This is a genomic window from Secundilactobacillus kimchicus JCM 15530 (genome assembly GCF_001433995.1).
Classification (GTDB): domain Bacteria; phylum Bacillota; class Bacilli; order Lactobacillales; family Lactobacillaceae; genus Secundilactobacillus; species Secundilactobacillus kimchicus.
The window spans coordinates 158,151-176,066 of the sequence record NZ_AZCX01000003.1; the positions used below are offsets into that span (position 1 = coordinate 158,151).

Sequence of the window (17,916 nt, forward strand, 5' to 3'; positions counted from 1 at the left end):
GAAAGTAGGCTTGGAGCTGTAAATGCAATCTGAGTGTTTACTGGGTGCCACCATTACCAAGGCCAGCGAATCCGACTTCGGTCGTGCTCGCCAAGACGGCTTTTTTGCCGTAAAACCAAGGTGGTACCGCGCCGCAAGCGCCCTTCGATAATAGTTCGAAGGGCGCTTTTTTTCGCTCATAAAAGTCAAGGAGGAGTTTGCATGAATTTATTAGCTAAGTTAACAAAACATCCAAATACCATCATCCCAGCCGCCGGTGACGGTAGCACCATTCAATTTTTAGCCCAAATGAAACCAATGGCCACCTACTTGTCTGGTCAACTGGCGAGTCAAACATTGTTGGCCGAAAATGACGAGGGCCTGATTTCAGAGTCTGAATACGCCAAGTTTTTACGGGATATGCGCCTCAAAACACCGAACACGCTTATTGCTGACCTCCAATCCGGCTTCGGTAGTCCGCTAAATGCCTACTACGCCGCCCAAGACTTAGAACGGTCCGGTGCTGATATCTTAATCCTAAACGACCAGCCCTACCCAGCTCATAGCCAGCCGCATCCGGCTAGTACCACCCCTGAGGACCTGTTGGGCAAAACGCGAGCTGCCCTAGACGCCTTCGAAAATCCCGCAACGCAACTCTGGATTAAGTTAGAAGGAATCGGCAACTACGGCATTGACGGCATCCGTCAACGGGCCATTTACCTAGCGAAAGCAGGCGCCCATGCCCTAATTATCGATCACGCAACAGCTGACCAACTCCGTGAACTCACTTCAGCGCCGTTAGCCTTACCACTACTCGCCACTTGGACGACTAAAACGGAACAGTTAGACCAGATTTCTGGTTGGCTCGACACCGGCACCCTTGCCAAAGCCGCGCAAGAGGCTCACCAAGCCGCCTATCACTCACTTTTGGAAGGAGCCCTATCCTATGCTAAAAAATGATCGAATGAGACACCAATTCAAAACTGCCGTGATGAGCGGCCACATTGTTCGCATGATGGTGGCGCCTGACGCCCTTGCCGCCAAAGTCTCTGAATCCGCCGGTGCCCAAGCCGTTTTCTCCGCCGGGTACGCCACTAGTGCCTCCGCCTTGGCGATGCCAGACCGGGGCATTAGCGACTTCGGCATGGCCCTCGAACGATGCCGTGAAATTATCAATGCCGTTAACATCCCCGTTTTCGCCGATGCCGATACCGGCTACGGTGACCTAGCCAACGTCAAGCGAACCGTTGAAAGTTACGAAGCCATTGGCGCCGCCGGGATTTTCATTGAAGATCAAGTATGGCCCAAACGGTGCGGCCACATGGACGGTAAAAAAGTTGAACCAACTGAGGTATTGGAAGCCAAAATAAAAGCGGCTAAAGCCGCGCGCCAGCACGATGATTTCCTAATCATGTCACGAACCGATGCCCGCGCCGTCAACGGCCTTCAAGACGCCATCGACCGGAGCAAACGGTATCAGGCGGCTGGTGCTGATTTGATTTTTATTGAGGCACCGCAAAGTTATGATGAACTCGTTGAAATCCATCAAGCGTTCCCAAATACCCCGCTAATGGCCAATATGATTGAGGACGGTAAGACCCCATTGACTGCCACGGAAGACCTCGAACGGCTAGGCTTCAACATCGTCGTCCACCCCAACGCCATGACTTACACCCAAACCTACGCCGAAGAACAGCTTGTTCAAACGCTTCAGCGCGATGGAACCACCAAAGCCTATAAGGACCACATGATCACCTTCCCCAAGTTCAATGAATTTGTCGGGTTGGACCAAGTCAACGCTCGGGATGCGCAATACGCCCCAGAAAAGATGAAACAATACATGTAACTGTTATAATGAGGAGGAACTGCCAATGTCATCAAACGCTTTATCGTTAGAAACCCAACTGAATACTGCCCGCGAAACGCCACTCTTTTATAAAGTCTTCGCCTTGGCCGGAGCCGGCATGATCTTAGATGCCGCCGACGTCTACATGGCCAGCGCCATCAACAGCACCATGATTGCCCAGAAATTCGCGAGTATTAGCCAGGGATCATTATTCTTATCAGGTGGCTTTTTAGGCCTCTTTCTTGGTTCGCTATTGGCTGGTTACATTGGCGACTTCTACGGTCGAAAGAAATCTTACCAGTTTAATTTGCTCTTATTCGGCGCCTTCACCCTCCTCTCTGCTTTTGCGCCAAACATCATCACCCTCATCATTTTCCGATTCATCGCCGCAATCGGCCTCGGTGCTGAAATTGTGACCGGCTACGCGGTGGTTAACGAGTTTGCCCCAATTAAGCGGCGGGGTCACTGGTCAGGAATGACCGCCATTGTCGCCAACACCGGGGCGCCCATTGCGCTACTCATCGCAACCTTTGCTATCCCACAATTTGGCTGGCGAGCCATGTTCATCATCATGGGAAGCTTGGCACTCTTGCTGTACCTACTACGCCGGCACTTTCCTGAGTCACCCCGCTGGCTACTCTCCCAAGGCCGTCAAGACGAAGCAAACGACATCATCAAGCAGCTCACCGAACGCGGCTTATACGACGAAGATGAGTTCAACGACAACCATGAACCAACTAGTCATATCAGCTTTGCTAAGGGCCTATTCATTGCGATTGTGGCTGTCAGCGCCACCTTGCTATGCCAGTACACCTTTACGTCTTGGGTGCCAACGCTACTGTTGAATCAAGGCATTAACATCGTGAGTTCCATCGGCTTCTCAGCCATCATGATGCTGGGTGCTCCCATTGGTTCCGCAATTGGCGCTTTACTGGTTGACCGCGCTGGTCGGAAAAAGGTGATCTTGTCCGCCTTTGCCGCAACGGCCATTCTAGGCATCGCCTATGCTTACGAACGAACAACCGCTGGTATTTTGATTAACGGGTTTCTATTAACCGTGACCCTCTACATCCTCGTGGCAACCGTCGTTAGCGTTTATAACAACGAACTCTTCGAAACGAGTCACCGTTTCCGAGGCGCCGGCATTTCCAACGGGATATCAAAACTGCTCAACGTTTTAATGCCCACCGTCGTTGCCTTCATGATCACCCAGGTCTCACCCGCTTTTATCTTCTATGGGATCGCTGCAATGGCCATCATTGCCGCCATCATTATCGGCTTGTGGGGACCTGAAACGGATCAAAAAGCCATTAAGTAATTGACTGCTTACCCAGTATAAAACCCGACTAAGATTGCCTAATTCAGCGCGTCTTGGTCGGGTTTTATGGTGGCGTCCTTTGTAGTTTAAACAATTCCCTGATCAATCAACGATTGCGCTGCGTCAATCACTGTCTCTTCCGGTGTGTATTGCTGCCACCCCAGATCATTTTGGGCAGCTGCCGTTGTGTGATGATACGTTCGCTTCAGCATCGGCAATAACGATCGTAATCCTGGAATAAATTTAGCTGCGAAGCGTAGGCCACCATTCGGAATTGTCATCAAATGAAGGTGCCGTTCTGGAAACGCCTGTTGGTACAGTTTGGCAACTTGGATCATCGTGATTGTTTGATCAGCGGCCAAGTATCGCTTCCCTATCGCAACCGGATTTTCAAACGCTAACCGATGTAATCTCGCTAAGTCCCGAACGTCACTAATTTCTAACGGCACTTTAGGGACGACATTGGTCCGGTGCAAAAAATTAACCAAAATGCCGTTGGAACTAATACTGTGAGTTGATAGGACTGGTCCAAAAATGGCCCCTGGTAATATCGTCGTCAAGGCCAGCCCTTGGGCCTCCGCAAACGCCCAGGCTGCCCGTTCAGACTCCACCTTCGAAATTCGGTAGGGATCAAGTTCCGGATTGTCCAGAGATGTCCAATAACTTTCATCTAACACCGCAGCCCCAATGCTTGTTGGTGGTGTTGAAGCTGCTTGAGAGCTCGTCATGACGACCCTTGTGATTCCCGCCATCTTGGCTGCCCGCAGCACATTCAGCGTACCATCTTTGGCAACCTTGACTAATTCGTCAGTTGTCTCTCGGCCCGTCCCGAGAGGTGAAGCAACATGAATAACGCCATCCGCCCCGTCCATGCCGTTGGCCCAACCACTTTGAGCGGTTAGATCCGCTTCAAAGAAACTTAAATTAGCCCGCTGACTGTCAGATAAGCCATTTGTTACTGATTGCCGAATGGCTGATGCTTTATTTAAATGGCGCAGTGATGTTCGGACGTGATAACCATGCGCTAGAAACTCACGGATTACCCAACCTGCGACGAATCCAGAACCACCCGTGACCACAATTGTTTTGTTCACTTTAACCCATCTCCAATGTTGTTTTAGACAAAATCTACTATTTATTGTATAATATGTCAATAACATTTTGGAGGTTTTCAAGTATGGAAAAACGCGAACAACTCGTCCTAAAACTTAACCATGTCCTTAGCGCCAACGGATTTGCGCATTTATCAATGGCCAAAATTGCGCAACTTGCGGGTGTTAGCCGGGCGACACTATACGGATATTTTAAAAATAAAGATGAAATAGTCGAGGCCGTCGTTGGCCGCCACCTGATGTTTATCAATCGCAATACGAAAACTCCCGTCTCCCTCACAGTTGAGGGTTACGTCACGTTAAGGCTCAATGCCCAACTCTTGATCGGTGCTCAGGCGCCCATCTTTCGAGATGATTTAACCCAAACCATGCCGGCGTTAGCTAGACGCTTAGAAGCCGCGTATCAAAACTTTCGGCAATTTACAATTGAACAACTCCAGCTTCTTAAAAGCGCAAAGATTATCAACGATCAGTTTTCACCCGAGCGCCTTTTTCGCCAGGACGAACTCTTTATACCAGCAGTCATCAACGATATTTTGACGCATCATCGCCCATTCATCGAAACCGAACAATTGCTGACCGACTACCTAACCGCCGAACTTACTGGAACCGTCACTGATCCCCAAACCATTTTAGTCGCACTCGATAAAAGTAAAACTTTCCGTCATCGTATTTTTGATGAACTAGCGGCAACTTACTACTAAAACTTCGAAAAGTGAGTATCTACTCACTTTTTTTATTTAAAAGAATTGACAGCTATCCTTAACAGATTTATACTCGTTTCATAAAGTGAGTAATCACTCACTTACCTAAGGATGGAGGAATCCCACTATGACCACTAAGATTGTGTCACTAGCTCATCTTGTTAAAAAATTCGGGAAGCAAACCGTGTTGCAAGACGTCAATCTAGACGTTGCAACCGGCCAAATTGTTGGCCTCATTGGGCCTTCGGGGGCCGGTAAGTCGACGGTCATCAAAACAACCCTTGGTATGGAAGTTGCCGACGGTGGAAGCGCTACGGTGTTTGGCGAAACGATGCCCAACCGAAAACTGCTATCCCGGATCGGCTATATGGCTCAGACTGATGCGCTCTATGACGCACTCACTGGCCGTGAAAATCTACAGTTCTACGGTAGAATGAAGGGCTTGAGTCAATCTGACCTCACCAGTGAAATTGACCATGTCGCGACAGTTGTTGATTTAACGGCTGATTTAGACAAACGAACGAGCGGTTATTCAGGCGGGATGAATCGCCGCTTATCCTTAGCCATTGCCCTTCTTGGCCAACCAGAGCTACTTATCTTGGATGAACCGACCGTTGGTATCGATCCCGCGCTTCGCCGGTCCATTTGGGCGGAACTTGGCCGGATTCGCGATGAGGGTCGAGCCATTTTAATCACGACCCACGTGATGGATGAAGCCGAACTGGTTGACGAAGTCGCGTTACTGTTGGGCGGCAAAGTGATGGCTTTCGACGCACCGGCGGCCTTAAAAGCTGAGTATCAAGTTGACACGATTGAAGAGGTCTTTTTGAAGGCTGAGGGGGAATTATAATGAGAGCTTGGTCAATTGCAAAACGAATTATGACAGAAATGCTGCGGGACAAGCGGACACTGGCGCTAATGTTCGTTGCACCCATCATCATTATTACCATGTTAAACGTTGTTTTTTCTTCAAATGCCACGACCAATGTCAACATTGGGGCCGTGTCCGTCAGCCAAACGATGCGCGATGACTTAGGCGACATTAAGCACGTGTCGATCAGCCAGTATCGTTCTAAAACCGCTGCCAAAAAGGCCCTAAAAGATGATAAGATTGATTCAATCATCCAAAAAACCGATGATGGTTATTCGGTCACCTATGCCAATACCGACGCCAGCAAGACAACTGCCGTTAAAATGGCCTTAAAAACGGCGATGACCACTAGCACCATGACGACCATGAAGGATAAACTTAAAACAGCTTCAACAGCCTTGGCAAAAATCCAATCACAGTTACCAGCCGCGGCGCGTCAAAAAATGGCTTCTCAGTCAACCGGTTCGAACCAGTCTGTGAGTGCCCCACAAATTTCTAATCACTACGTCTATGGCGATTCCGATACTGGGTTCTTTGATAAAATTCTGCCAATTTTACTGGGCTTCTTCGTATTCTTCTTCGTCTTTCTTATTTCTGGGATGGCCCTATTGAAAGAACGAACAAGCGGCACACTCGATCGATTATTGGCAACCCCCGTTAAACGATCGGATATCGTCTTTGGTTACATGATCAGCTACGGAATCTTAGCCGTTTTCCAAACGTTAGTCATTATCTCGGCGACAATTTGGTTGCTGGGGATCGACATTGTCGGCAACGTATTCAACCTCATCGTTATTAACCTGCTGTTAGCACTAGTTGCGCTGGCCTTTGGCATTCTAGTATCAACCTTTGCCCGATCTGAATTCCAGATGGTCCAGTTTATTCCGTTAATTGTTGTCCCTCAGGTCTTCTTCTCTGGTATCATTCCGTTAGACACAATGGCCAACTGGGTTAAGGCAATTTCTTATATCATCCCGATTAAATACTCGGGTGATGCCTCAACCGCCATTATTATGCGGGGAACGACGCTCACCGGGCTTGGTCTGGATATCGGCATTTTACTCATCTTCTTAGTTGTGTTGACTGGATTAAATATCGTTGGTTTACGGCGTTACCGTAAAGTTTAACCGCTATTAGCCACAGTAATGCAACGCGAAAGGAACCGTTTATGAACCCTGAAAATATTTTTACTAGTTACTCCGACTGGCTAGCTCACGCTGAAATCCCTAAAGGTCAGCGCGCCGTTCTTGAAGCCAGTATCGATCTATTCTCCAAACAAGGATTTGACGGGACCTCAACCGCTCAAATTGCGGAGCAGGCCGGTGTCAGCCAGGGAACGATCTTTAAGTACTACCATACTAAGCAAGACCTTTTACAAGCCATCATTACGCCTGTTCTTCAGCACCTCTTCCCCAAAATGCGTGATCGATTTGTTGGCAGCTTACCAGAAAAGGCGGACCTACCGACGTTCATTCACTTTATCGTGCAGGACCGCTTTAAGTTCCTGCAGCAAAACGCTGAAGTTGTTCAAATCTTCGTCTCTGAACTTCTGATCAGTCCTCAAATTCGCGAGGTTTTTAACGACCTGATCAAAAACTCAATTCCCATCTTCGAAGAAAGCCCACTCACGAGGCTTCAGTCTTCCGGCCAAATTCGCCAAGATCTATCCCTTTTCGATATTGGTCGAACATTAGTTGGTCAACTTATCACGTATTTTTTCCAAACCAAATTTTCGCCCAAACAGCTCAATACGGCCGCTGATTTAGCCCGTATTGAATCCATCTTAGTGGCTAGTTTACAACCCTAGCACGAATTAAAGAGGCCGCGCTTGAGTTAATTCACTCAAGTGCGGCCTCTTATTTCACTCAGGTATTCATCATATGGCCACTGTTCATTTCAATCAGAGTGGCGACCCATTACGCCGACTAATCCGGAAAACCGCCAGAGCAATAAATATGGCTAAAACCGTCAACGACGACATCGTATCGTGGCGGGGAGCCTCGAACGTCACGTAGAAAATGGCGTATGCCACCATCGCCCACACGAACCGGATGACCCCCGCAATCATGGTTGCTCGGGACAAATCATCAATGTTGTCGATCCACCAACAACAAATGATAATCACAATCCCGACAACGATACCAGCTAAGCTGAACCAATTGAGGTAGACTCCGGAAAAACTAGCCGCAATTAGGATAACTGGGACGTTACCCGCAAGTAACATCACCGACGTTAACCAGAGTAACCAGTGGTTTTTTAACAGACTCACCATCACAGCGACTACAAGGTCAACTACCCCAGCAATGATATAAAGGTAGGCCGGCGGATAGATCATGGGGACTTGCTTGATAATCATTAAGCCACTCATCCCTAAGTTGACCCCAAGGATGACTAAAATAACAGCGGTGACGTACCGAAAAAGACTAAATGGTTTCAACGGTCATCCCCCCTTCACCTCCCATCATATCGTGAGACGCTCGGGGAAGCAAGGCCCACTACCAACGTACTGTCACGCTTAGCGGTCTGAAGCGCTCGCTGGTTGACCCGTTAATACTGGTTTCAAAACGTGAACAGCCAGACCGGCTACGGCACCGACTACAGCTGGCACCACCCAGTCCATCCCAAGGCTTGCAAAGGGTAACACCCCTTGTTGAAAAGCCCCAAGGGCCTTTCCAAAAGCACTTTGACTCACCACTGGCGGAAAAGCAGCGACCATGTCTAACAATGCCGGAACGGCGGTACAGACGACCACGAAGGCATAGACAACGGGATCACGTTTAAACAATGGTGAAAAGATCGATAACAGGATCAAAACCATGGCGAATGGGTAGAGAAACATCAACATCGGCGTTGACCACTGGATGATCGTATCCAACCCAAAATTAGCAGTTAGGAACGACGCCACGCACATGAAGCCAAGCCAGGTTTGGTAACTCACCCTTGAAAAATGTTTGTGGAAATCCTGAGCAAAGGCTGCCACCAACCCAACTGCCGTGGTTAAACAAGTGACTGTCAGCAGTGTCGCCAAAAGCGCATGGCCAATATTTCCCAGGTAATAAGTCACTAATTGATTGAAAGCAACCCCACCGTCAGCTGACACTTTAAAGTGCCCTAACGTTGTGGCGCCTAGCCAGATCAAACCGACATAGATCAATCCAATCATTCCCGTGGCCAACACACCAGCTTTTGCAGTCACGCGGGCGTTACTTTTTGGCGTCGTCTTGCCAAGCTGTCGAACAGCGGCAACCACGGTCACCCCAAAGGCTAGACCGGCTAACGCATCCATTGTGTTGTACCCCTGCAAAAAGCCGTTAAAAAATGAGGCGTGTTGGTAGGCTGCTGTGACGGATTGATTGGAAGCATGACTCATCGGGGCCATGAACGCCATCGCAAAGACCGCGAATAGCATCAGTAAAAATAGCGGGTTCAGGACTTTACCAACACTGGACATGACGTTGGACTCCCGGAACGAAATTAAGAATGCTGCGCCGAAAAATAATAGCGAAAATACGAGGAGTCCTGCATGCGCCCAACTAGCGGGCAATAGTGGTTGAACGCCAACCGAAAACGGAATTGTCGCCGTTCGAGGGGTCCCAAATAACGGCCCGATTGTTGCGTGAATCAACACCATAAATGCTAGCGCAAAGGCCGGCCCAAGTGGCTTACCAATGTCATAAACCCCTTCTGAACGGGTCACCGCTACGGCTAAAACCGACAAGAGTGGTAACACCACCGCGGTAACTAAAAAACCAACGGTCGCTAGTCCCCAATGAGCGCCAGCTAACTGACCTAAATGGATGGGGAAAATTAGGTTCCCAGCCCCGAAAAAGAGTCCAAATAACATGGAGCTGACGACTAAGTATTCCTTGACCGACAGGGGTTTTGGATTGAGATCTTGAACTTGTTCCATAATTGAGTGCCTCCCAGCTTTTCTTTTAATTGCCATTCTCTAATCTGAATCGGACCAATCTGAACTTCCAAAACCACCATCTCCTTTCTGACAAACAAAAAGCACCCTTAAACCAAAATTGGTTTAAGGGTGCGCTGCACGGTACCACCTTAACTTGTCGTTTCATCACTAAAACAACCTTTTCACGTACGGCTAAAAAGCGATACGCTAACCCGATAATGGGGGTTGCCAGTGCACGTTACTCAAACTTCGGTGCACCGCTCAAAAGGGATTTTCACCACGTCAACCAGGCTTTCTCTCACCAACCAAAGCTCGCTTACTGGTTACCGTGACTACTCAACTTTCTCACAGCGTTTTGTCATTTATTTAACCCAATACTAATCATGCACTCATCACTTGTCAAGCTAATTTCTCAAATTATCGAGTTAACAATAAACCACCAAACACAACCAGTAATCCAAAAATAAAGCGAACAAGCCGTTCTGGCGCAATTTTACTGGCCACCCAGTTTCCAAAAGGCACCACAACAAATAGCAGCGGGACAATGACGAGCAGTAACTTGACGACCGATAAGTTCCAAAAACCGGCACTTGCTTGCCCCATTACAACTAATATCCCAACACAAACGAAATGGGCCTGCAAAATACCGCGAAGCTCGTCAACTGGCCACTTTTTCAATGTGCCGTATATGACAACTGGGACGCCGTGGCTGTTATAAGCACTTCCAAGCGCGCCGGATATCAAACCTGCCAAGTAATCAAACCCTCGATTCGTCAGATGCGCTTTAGCGTTAGGCGTTGGGTGGTAGTCCCGCCAAAGGCTATAGCTACCATAACCGATCAGAAAAATGCCCAGCAAGTGTTCGACAATGGTTGCTGGCAGCCATTTAACAAGCGCTAATCCAACGGGAACGCCCAGCAGTGACCCCGTCACCAACCGCCGCACAATTGCCACATCAATATGGCTCCGAAACCGAATCACCGCCGGTACCGCCACGATCAGCCCTAAGGCGCCTATCAAAGCGGTACTGCTCTGTAAATTAACCCCGACCAAGGCCAATAGCGGCATGGTGACTAGGGCTTCACCAAAGCCAAAAATTGTCCGGGTTAGCGCCCCAAATACCGCAATTCCTACAATAATAGCCATCATCATCGCTGGTCACCATCCGGATAAAGCACACTATTTCGGAAAATACCGTCACCCCAGATTTCACGTTCACTCAAACTGGTCTCAATTAATTCAACTGGCTGCCCATTTTCCAGAACCATGGCGCACCGGTACCCCTTAAACGGTTCGTATAACGACATGATGATTTCTTGGCCTTGAAGTGCTGTTTCAATATCATCGACGGTGAAGGCAACGTGAAATTGCTCTTGAATCAGCGGATCCAACGAACAGTTTGGTCCAAAAGCGTGCAGTTCAATCGGAATCGTTAGGTCATTTTGTTGGTCAAGTGAGTACATGTCAAAAAGTGAACTGTACTTTGTGGCCGGATTATCAGCAATCGTTGCCAACGAAACCGGCCGACCAATATGGTGAAACTTAAGTGTTGTCATGGGGTTATCCTCCCTACAATTCTTATAAAACTAGCATATCATACGATGACTCATCCGACCGAAGTTATTAGTTCTACTTGATGAAAGCGCTTGCACGAACGTTCATTCCGTGCCATACTAATCTATGTGGAACAAATCACAAACGAGGTGACAATCATGAAAATTACAGCAGCTGTTGTTGATCAAAAAAATGCCGACTTTGCCATTCGTGACGACGTTGACCTTGCTGATTTAGGGCCGGACGATCTGCAAGTCCACATGGTCGCTAGTGGCATCTGCCACTCGGATGAAGCCCTCAGAATTGGCGATGCCGTCATTGACTACCCCATTGTTTTAGGACACGAGGGTGCTGGCATTGTTGAAAAGGTTGGACCTGAAGTCACTCAATTTAAGCCCGGTGACCACGTTGTGCTCAGCTTTTACGCTTGTGGGAACTGTAAAAGCTGTCTAAGGGGGATCCCAACTCAGTGCGAAAATTACGCAAAGAATAACCTTTCCGGCACCCGGCCAGACGGGTCCGCTCACTTCACCGAAAACGGTCACCCGGTCGCGGACATGTTCGACCAAAGTTCATTTACAACCACGACCGTGGTCCGCGAACGCAACGCTGTGAAGGTCGACAAAGCTCTCGACTTACGGATGCTTGGACCCCTTGGCTGTGGGTATGTCACCGGCTCTGGAACCGTGTTGAACACCCTAAAACCTCGTCCCGGTCAAACGATTGCGGTCTTTGGCACTGGTGCCGTCGGTCTGGCCGCCATGATGGCGGGTCGAATCTCAGGGTGTACTAAGGTTATTGGGATTGACATTGTTGACGCCCGACTGGACCTGGCCAAGGAACTGGGGGCCACCGACGTCATTAATAGCCAAAATGGCAACGTTGTTCAAGCCGTCAAAGACCTCACCGGCGGCTACGGCGTTGACTTTGCTGTTGATACAACCGGGGTGACCTCCGTGATGGAAGATTCTATTAAGGTCCTCGCCCAAGGTGGCACGAGTGCCGCCATTGCCGTCACCCCGAACCACATTGACGTTGATACTTGGAACGACCTCTGTGTCGACGATAAGAAACTCATCGGCGTCAACATGGGGGACTCAATTCCTCAAGTGGATATTCCTCGGCTAATTGATTTTTATAAAATGGGAATGTTCGATTTTGATAAGACTGAAAAATTTTATAAATTCAGTGAAATTAACGAAGCCAATGCCGATTCGCGGTCTGGCAAAACGATTAAACCCGTGTTAATTATTGATCCGGCGTATGTTCCGGGAAAATAAAAATATAGTCCAAAAAGACTGCCATGTGGGTGTCCTCCAGTCAACCTCACACATGACAGTCTTTTTTTAATCTTAATTTTAGATAACGCCCTGCGCCATCATTGCTTCCGCAACCTTCTTAAATCCGGCAATGTTGGCCCCAGCTAGGTAATCATTGCCCAGGCCATACGTCTTAGCGGCTTCAGCCGATTCTTTGAAGATGTCTTCCATTATGCGCTTCAAGAGTTGGTCAACCTCTTCAAACGTCCATGATAACCGCTCGCTGTTTTGGCTCATTTCAAGGGCCGAAACGGCAACCCCACCTGCATTGGCCGCCTTGGCTGGCCCAACGATAACGGCCGCTTGCTTAAAGGCCTTCACTGCTTCTGGGGTACATGGCATGTTGGCCCCAGCGTTCACAATTTTAGCGCCATTTTGAATCGCGCGGGCTGCTCGCCCACCGTCAATTTCGTTTTGAGTGGCACACGGTAGCGCGATATCGTAATCCACATCGAAGTCCCAAACAGAACCTTCGTAGTAGGTCGCTGTTGCCACCCGGTCGGCATAGTCCTTAATCCGCCCACGCTCAACTTCCTTGATCTGCTTCACAATCTTATAATCAATCCCGTTCGGATCGTAAACGTAACCGTTTGAATCCGACGCCGTTAAGACCGTTGCACCAAGCTCAGCTGCCTTTTGAGCCGCATAAATAGCCACGTTCCCAGCGCCTGACAATTTAATAGTTTTACCTTCAAGCGTTTCGCCCTGATCCTTTAACATGGCTGCAGTGTAGTATAACAAGCCAAAACCAGTGGCTTCCGTGCGAGCCAAGCTACCGCCAAATTGCAAACTCTTACCGGTTAAGACGCCGGCTTGATACCCGTTCAAGCGACGATATTGACCGTACATAAAGCCGATTTCACGGGCACCAACGCCAATGTCACCGGCTGGAACGTCAAGGTCGGGACCAATGTGCTTTTGTAATTCGGTCATGAAACTTTGGGTAAATCGCATGACTTCGTTATCAGACTTCCCTTTGGGGTCAAAATCACTCCCACCTTTGGCCCCACCAATTGGCAGCCCCGTCAGACTATTTTTAAAAATTTGTTCAAAGCCTAAGAATTTTACGATTGATAAATTCACACTTGGATGGAACCGCAAGCCACCCTTATACGGTCCAATAGCACCGTTAAATTGAACTCGGAAACCCCGGTTCACCTGAACATTGCCCGCGTCATCCACCCATGGAACTCGGAATTGGAAGGCTCGCTCTGGCTCCGTCAGACGGCCCAGCAGGTTCGCCTTGATATACTCAGGATGCTTTTCCAACACGGGGGTGATGGAGTTGAAGAAGTTATCAATGGCCTCTAAAAATTCCGGCTGGTTGGGATCCCGCGATACAATTTCGTCACGGACTTTTGCGATATAGGTTGTTGCTTCTGACATGAACTGATCATCCTCTCAAATGCTGGTTTGAGTAACACGTTAAGAGAGATTATATCATAAATTAGAATGTTCTCATAATCCACTTACTAATTCTGATTTTGAATTGTTTCACGTGAAACAATTTAGCCTAAAAAAGGCCGCTCATCCAGCGGCCTACGTCTTCTATCCTTTTGACTAGGGTTTCTTAATCACACCCAGCCGTTGCATCTGCGGCAAAATAACAGCTGTCCATAAACTTCCTAAAACGACCCAGGCGATGGCCACGCCCACGGCCGCGCTGAGAAAGAAACTAGGCACAAACAACCACAAAGCACCCTTTGTCCCTAGGAACAAGGCGGCAATCGGGTAGGCCGCAATGGCACCTAATACGCCGGTCCCAATTAATTCACCAACCACAGCCCCTAATAATCGCTTCGTTTTCCGGAATAAAAACCCACTAAAGAACGCCCCAATCATTGATCCGGGAAAGGCTAAAATGGTGCCAGTTCCCATCATATTGCGAATCAATGACGTTAAAAACGCTTGGGTAACTGCCCACCAAGGCCCAAGTAACACCCCGGAGACCACGTTGATCAAGTGCTGCATGGGCGCCACGCGGGCCACCCCAACCGGAAATTCAAACAGGCTCCCACCAAATACACCGAGTGCCACCATTACCGACGTTAAAGCAATATAGTACGTTTTACGTTGCATCGCAATCCCTCCAGGTTAGTTGTCCGTTTCAAGCAGTGGATACTTCCTTACAAAAAGTGACGTCAGATAAACGCCAAGACTCAAGCCCGCCAATAGTAAGACCGTTGTGCCCAAAACAAAATCGAGTCGTTGAAGCCACGAGTAGGCCAGTACCCCGATGAGCCACCAAGCAAAATTCCAGCCCAGAGCCAATCGCTGACGTAATCCAAAAATGCTGACGAACAGAATGGCAAAAAGCGGCGTAAACACGGCACCAATCGCATACAGAAAGTTCTGATAATAGGCCATTGATACCGTCAAAGCAACAATCAGTCCTAAAATTGTCACCAGAACGCCTAACAGGTTCGTCCGCCCGCTCTTCAACAGGTTATCAATGTTAGTAGCCGCCGAATACGCGTCCATAAACGTCGTGGTCACCGTCGAAAAAACGATGATTAATAATGCGATCAGCCCTAGATTCGTCTGGGCGACTGCTGCGGTAAAATCACTTAGCCCGGTCTTTAAAACGGTCAACAGCCCAATCAAAAACATCGCCACACTCCCTAGGAAGTAGCCACTAACACTGACCAGACTCGCTTTAAACGGTGCGGTTGTATTGCGCGTATAATCGCCAATCAACGGGAGCCAGGACAGCGCCATAGTGACGTTTAACTCCACTGCCGAACCGAAACTCATCGTCCCAGAACCGGCCGTCACACCCCCGGAATGGCCCGTCTCAACCGCCCAGACCACCAGCACCATTCCAACCGCTAGTAAGATAACGACCACGTTATTAATCGCAAATAGCCATTGATGATCCAACAGTAACCAAAGCACAATGAGGGCTGCAACGATAGCTGCCATGACCAGGGCCGACTGAAAATGAAAAAGCCGCTTTGTTATTTCATTCATGGCCAACTGAGCATTGACAATCATCACCGCCGTCCATCCCAGCAGTTGAACCGCATTTAAAATTGAAAATAAGCTAACCCCCCAGCGACCAAATGTCGTGTGAGTGACCGCAATGGCCGTCTGGTTATGAGTTGCCGACAAATACGCAGCCGGAAATAAAAATAAACCGCAGCCAATTAAATGGCCCAAAATAATTGCTGTTACGCCACGTTGCAGTCCCAACGGCGCCATTAGCGTCCCCGTTACTATCTCAGCAATCGAAATTGCCGCTCCTAACCAGAGTAAAAAGGCACTACTCATCTTTGTTCGTTCCATGTCACGCCTCCATCATCAAGCACAAAAAAAGGACCCTTCACCTGAGTTTGCCACCGCAAATGAAAGATCCCTCGATCTTAATAGCCACTTTCCTTCGCAAGTCTTAACTTAACAGGTTCAAAGGGATCGGACCAACGCCCATCTCAGCCAAAAAGGCACCCCTAGTGTCGATTTAATTGTTACGTTCATCTTACTGACAATACCGGCGAAAAGCAAGTCGGGCTGTACTGGTTCCAAGCGGTTTTAGTGAGCCCATCCCAACTAATTTGTAAATTCCCCCTTGTCTTTCAGAAAAAACTCGTTATACTGGAACCATTACACAGAGAGCTAACGGTTGGCTGAGAGTTAGCAGCGATATGGCAGTTTCGAAACTGGTTCGCGACCAATATCAAGCGACTTAAAGGCGGTCTGAAGACCGTGAAACTTGGGTGGAACAGCGTTAAGACGCCCCTAGTACCGACGGGTACTGGGGGCGTCTTTTTTTGATTGAAGGAGGATATTATGCAAAAACCACAACAAAAAGAACTCTCGCGGGCATTACAGAGTCGTCATATTCAAATGATTGCAATCGGTGGCGCCATCGGAACCGGACTATTTCTGGGATCCGGTAGTGCGATTCACACCTCTGGCCCAGCCATTATCTTAGCTTACATCATCGTTGGTCTCTTCTGCTTTTTCATGATGCGCGCCATTGGTGAACTCCTACTTTCCGACACCAGCAAGCACTCCTTTTTAGACTTCGTCAAAGAATACCTCGGTGACCGCATGGAATTTGTAACCGGCTGGATGTACTGGTTTTGTTGGATTAGTCTAGCCATGGCCGACCTGACGGCGACTGGAATCTACGTTAAATACTGGTTCCCCAGTCTGCCACAGTGGGTTGCACCGCTCGTTATCTTAGTTTTTCTGTACGCTTCAAATAAGCTTGACGTCAAACTGTTTGGCGAGCTTGAAACCTGGTTTTCGATTATTAAAGTTGCCGCCATCATTTTGCTGGTGGTGGTTGGCTTTGGCTTAGCCCTATTTCACGCCCAAGTGGACGGCGGGCACACGGCTAGCTTCGCAAACCTGTTCAACTACGGCGGCTTCTTCGCCACGGGCGCGTACGGCTTTCTCATGTCATTTCAAATGGTTGTCTTCGCCTTTGTTGGTATTGAAATGGTCGGCATCACCGCAGGGGAAACGGATGATCCTAAAACGAATCTACCTAAGGCCATCAACAGCTTGCCCATCCGGATCGGGTTGTTTTACGTCGGCGCGATGATCGCGATCATGAGCGTATACCCGTGGAACCAAATCACCACTACGGCTAGTCCGTTCGTGCAAGTTTTCGCTGGTATCGGCATTGTGGGGGCCGCGGGGATTCTCAACTTTGTCGTCTTAACGGCCGCCCTATCCGCAACAAATAGCTGCCTCTTCAGCACATCACGGACCCTTCGCGCTCTGGCGGCCGGTGGTAACGCCCCCGCTCGATTCAAAACACTAAGCGACGCTGGCGTTCCCAAAACCTCACTGAACTTTAGTGCTGCTGTTTTGCTGCTCATCGTCGTTCTTAACTACTTGATGCCAGCAGGGGTCTTCAACCTCGTCTCAGGCGTCTCTACCATCAACTTCGTCATCGTATGGGTGGTCATGATCTGGTGCCACGTTAAGTACCGCCACCAGTCTCCGGCCGGCAGTGACACGTTTAAAATGCCTGGTTACCCCTTGACCGACTACCTGAGCTTGGCCTTCTTTATCGCCATTCTCGGGTTCCTACTCATTAACTCGGGGACTCGACTCTCAATGTCGATTTCACTTTTATTTTTTATCGTTCTGATGGGCATCTACCAATTAGCGTACCGACCAAGCCGGTCCCCTCGCTAGTTCGACGTTCACTCATACGGGACTGATTTTAACGGGCCGCATCCAGTCCGTTAAGATCGGTTCCGTTTTTTGTTGACAACTCATCTACCTGTTGTTACTATATACCGGTACATAGTATTACATATAACCAGGATGAAAGGTGGCGGTACTAA

17 protein-coding genes, 1 riboswitch and 2 other annotated features (1 of these 20 cut by a window edge) are annotated in these 17,916 nt (G+C 48.8%); of the genes, 9 read left to right on the plus strand and 8 right to left on the minus strand.

Annotated features, from left to right (window positions below; genetic code table 11):
* Positions 1–148, plus strand: a binding site (T-box leader); it begins 84 nt to the left of the window's first position.
* Between the two features lie 53 nt (positions 149–201).
* The 3 genes from FC96_RS05310 to FC96_RS05320 are packed head-to-tail and all read left to right on the plus strand — an operon-like array spanning position 202 to position 3,143.
* Positions 202–939 carry an isocitrate lyase/phosphoenolpyruvate mutase family protein gene (locus tag FC96_RS05310; RefSeq protein ID WP_054660299.1) on the plus strand — a complete coding sequence of 246 codons (738 nt, stop codon included), beginning with the start codon at positions 202–204 and terminating at the stop codon, positions 937–939.
* Positions 926–1,825, plus strand: a complete 900-nt coding sequence (locus FC96_RS05315) for an isocitrate lyase/PEP mutase family protein (RefSeq protein WP_056942271.1) — start codon at positions 926–928, stop codon at positions 1,823–1,825. The genes FC96_RS05310 and FC96_RS05315 overlap by 14 nt, the downstream gene beginning before the upstream one ends.
* Positions 1,826–1,850: 25 nt before the next feature.
* Positions 1,851–3,143 carry an MFS transporter gene (locus FC96_RS05320; protein ID WP_056942272.1) on the plus strand — a complete coding sequence of 431 codons (1,293 nt, stop codon included), beginning with the start codon at positions 1,851–1,853 and terminating at the stop codon, positions 3,141–3,143.
* An 86-nt stretch (positions 3,144–3,229) separates the two neighbouring features.
* Here FC96_RS05320 and FC96_RS05325 read toward each other — a convergent pair whose 3' ends face one another.
* Positions 3,230–4,237, minus strand: coding sequence for an NAD-dependent epimerase/dehydratase family protein (locus FC96_RS05325; protein WP_056942273.1), 1,008 nt, complete (start codon positions 4,235–4,237; stop codon positions 3,230–3,232).
* A gap of 83 nt (positions 4,238–4,320) precedes the next feature.
* Here FC96_RS05325 and FC96_RS05330 point away from each other — a divergent pair, with 83 nt between their 5' ends.
* From FC96_RS05330 to FC96_RS05345, 4 genes are all read left to right on the plus strand, one after another.
* Positions 4,321–4,959: a TetR/AcrR family transcriptional regulator gene (locus FC96_RS05330; protein WP_054660212.1), complete on the plus strand. Its 639-nt coding sequence runs from the start codon at positions 4,321–4,323 to the stop codon at positions 4,957–4,959.
* A 127-nt stretch (positions 4,960–5,086) separates the two neighbouring features.
* Positions 5,087–5,809: an ABC transporter ATP-binding protein gene (locus tag FC96_RS05335; protein ID WP_056942274.1), complete on the plus strand. Its 723-nt coding sequence runs from the start codon at positions 5,087–5,089 to the stop codon at positions 5,807–5,809.
* Positions 5,809–6,957 (plus strand): ABC transporter permease, encoded by a 1,149-nt coding sequence (locus FC96_RS05340; RefSeq protein ID WP_056942275.1) that lies wholly within the window; start codon positions 5,809–5,811, stop codon positions 6,955–6,957. Before FC96_RS05335 ends, FC96_RS05340 begins: the two co-directional genes overlap by 1 nt.
* A 41-nt stretch (positions 6,958–6,998) precedes the next feature.
* On the plus strand, positions 6,999–7,637 hold the full coding sequence (locus FC96_RS05345) for a TetR/AcrR family transcriptional regulator (RefSeq protein WP_054660214.1): 639 nt from the start codon (positions 6,999–7,001) through the stop codon (positions 7,635–7,637).
* Between the two features lie 93 nt (positions 7,638–7,730).
* On the opposite strand, the gene FC96_RS05350 is transcribed toward FC96_RS05345, so the two are convergent.
* The 4 genes from FC96_RS05350 to FC96_RS05365 all read right to left on the minus strand — a co-directional run bounded on the left by FC96_RS05350 (position 7,731) and on the right by FC96_RS05365 (position 11,296).
* Positions 7,731–8,267 carry a hypothetical protein gene (locus tag FC96_RS05350; RefSeq protein ID WP_056942276.1) on the minus strand — a complete coding sequence of 179 codons (537 nt, stop codon included), beginning with the start codon at positions 8,265–8,267 and terminating at the stop codon, positions 7,731–7,733.
* 78 nt (positions 8,268–8,345) lie between these two features.
* Complete coding sequence (brnQ, locus tag FC96_RS05355) at positions 8,346–9,740, minus strand: branched-chain amino acid transport system II carrier protein (protein WP_056942277.1); 1,395 nt, start codon at positions 9,738–9,740, stop codon at positions 8,346–8,348.
* Between the two features lie 122 nt (positions 9,741–9,862).
* Positions 9,863–10,098: a binding site (T-box leader), on the minus strand.
* Between the two features lie 59 nt (positions 10,099–10,157).
* Positions 10,158–10,892, minus strand: coding sequence for a sulfite exporter TauE/SafE family protein (locus FC96_RS05360; protein WP_056942278.1), 735 nt, complete (start codon positions 10,890–10,892; stop codon positions 10,158–10,160).
* Entirely contained in the window at positions 10,889–11,296 is a 408-nt protein-coding gene (locus FC96_RS05365; protein ID WP_054660218.1) for a hypothetical protein, read from the minus strand. The genes FC96_RS05360 and FC96_RS05365 overlap by 4 nt, the downstream gene beginning before the upstream one ends.
* Before the next feature lie 156 nt (positions 11,297–11,452).
* Here FC96_RS05365 and FC96_RS05370 point away from each other — a divergent pair, with 156 nt between their 5' ends.
* Entirely contained in the window at positions 11,453–12,574 is a 1,122-nt protein-coding gene (locus FC96_RS05370) for an NAD(P)-dependent alcohol dehydrogenase (protein WP_056942279.1), read from the plus strand.
* A gap of 78 nt (positions 12,575–12,652) precedes the next feature.
* Here the strand turns inward: FC96_RS05370 and gdhA are convergent, their stop codons facing one another.
* The 3 genes from gdhA to cytX all read right to left on the minus strand — a co-directional run bounded on the left by gdhA (position 12,653) and on the right by cytX (position 15,898).
* The gene (gdhA, locus tag FC96_RS05375) at positions 12,653–13,999 is read right to left on the minus strand and encodes an NADP-specific glutamate dehydrogenase (protein WP_054660220.1); all 1,347 of its coding nucleotides are present in this window, start codon (positions 13,997–13,999) and stop codon (positions 12,653–12,655) included.
* 174 nt (positions 14,000–14,173) lie between these two features.
* Entirely contained in the window at positions 14,174–14,692 is a 519-nt protein-coding gene (gene thiW, locus FC96_RS05380) for an energy coupling factor transporter S component ThiW (RefSeq protein WP_054660222.1), read from the minus strand.
* Positions 14,693–14,707: 15 nt separating this feature from the next.
* The gene (gene cytX / locus FC96_RS05385) at positions 14,708–15,898 is read right to left on the minus strand and encodes a putative hydroxymethylpyrimidine transporter CytX (protein WP_056942280.1); all 1,191 of its coding nucleotides are present in this window, start codon (positions 15,896–15,898) and stop codon (positions 14,708–14,710) included.
* A gap of 72 nt (positions 15,899–15,970) precedes the next feature.
* Positions 15,971–16,071: riboswitch (TPP riboswitch) on the minus strand.
* A 328-nt stretch (positions 16,072–16,399) separates the two neighbouring features.
* On the opposite strand from cytX, the gene FC96_RS05390 reads away from it, so the two are divergent.
* Positions 16,400–17,764 carry an amino acid permease gene (locus FC96_RS05390; RefSeq protein WP_056942281.1) on the plus strand — a complete coding sequence of 455 codons (1,365 nt, stop codon included), beginning with the start codon at positions 16,400–16,402 and terminating at the stop codon, positions 17,762–17,764.
* The last annotated feature ends 152 nt before the right edge of the window (positions 17,765–17,916 follow it).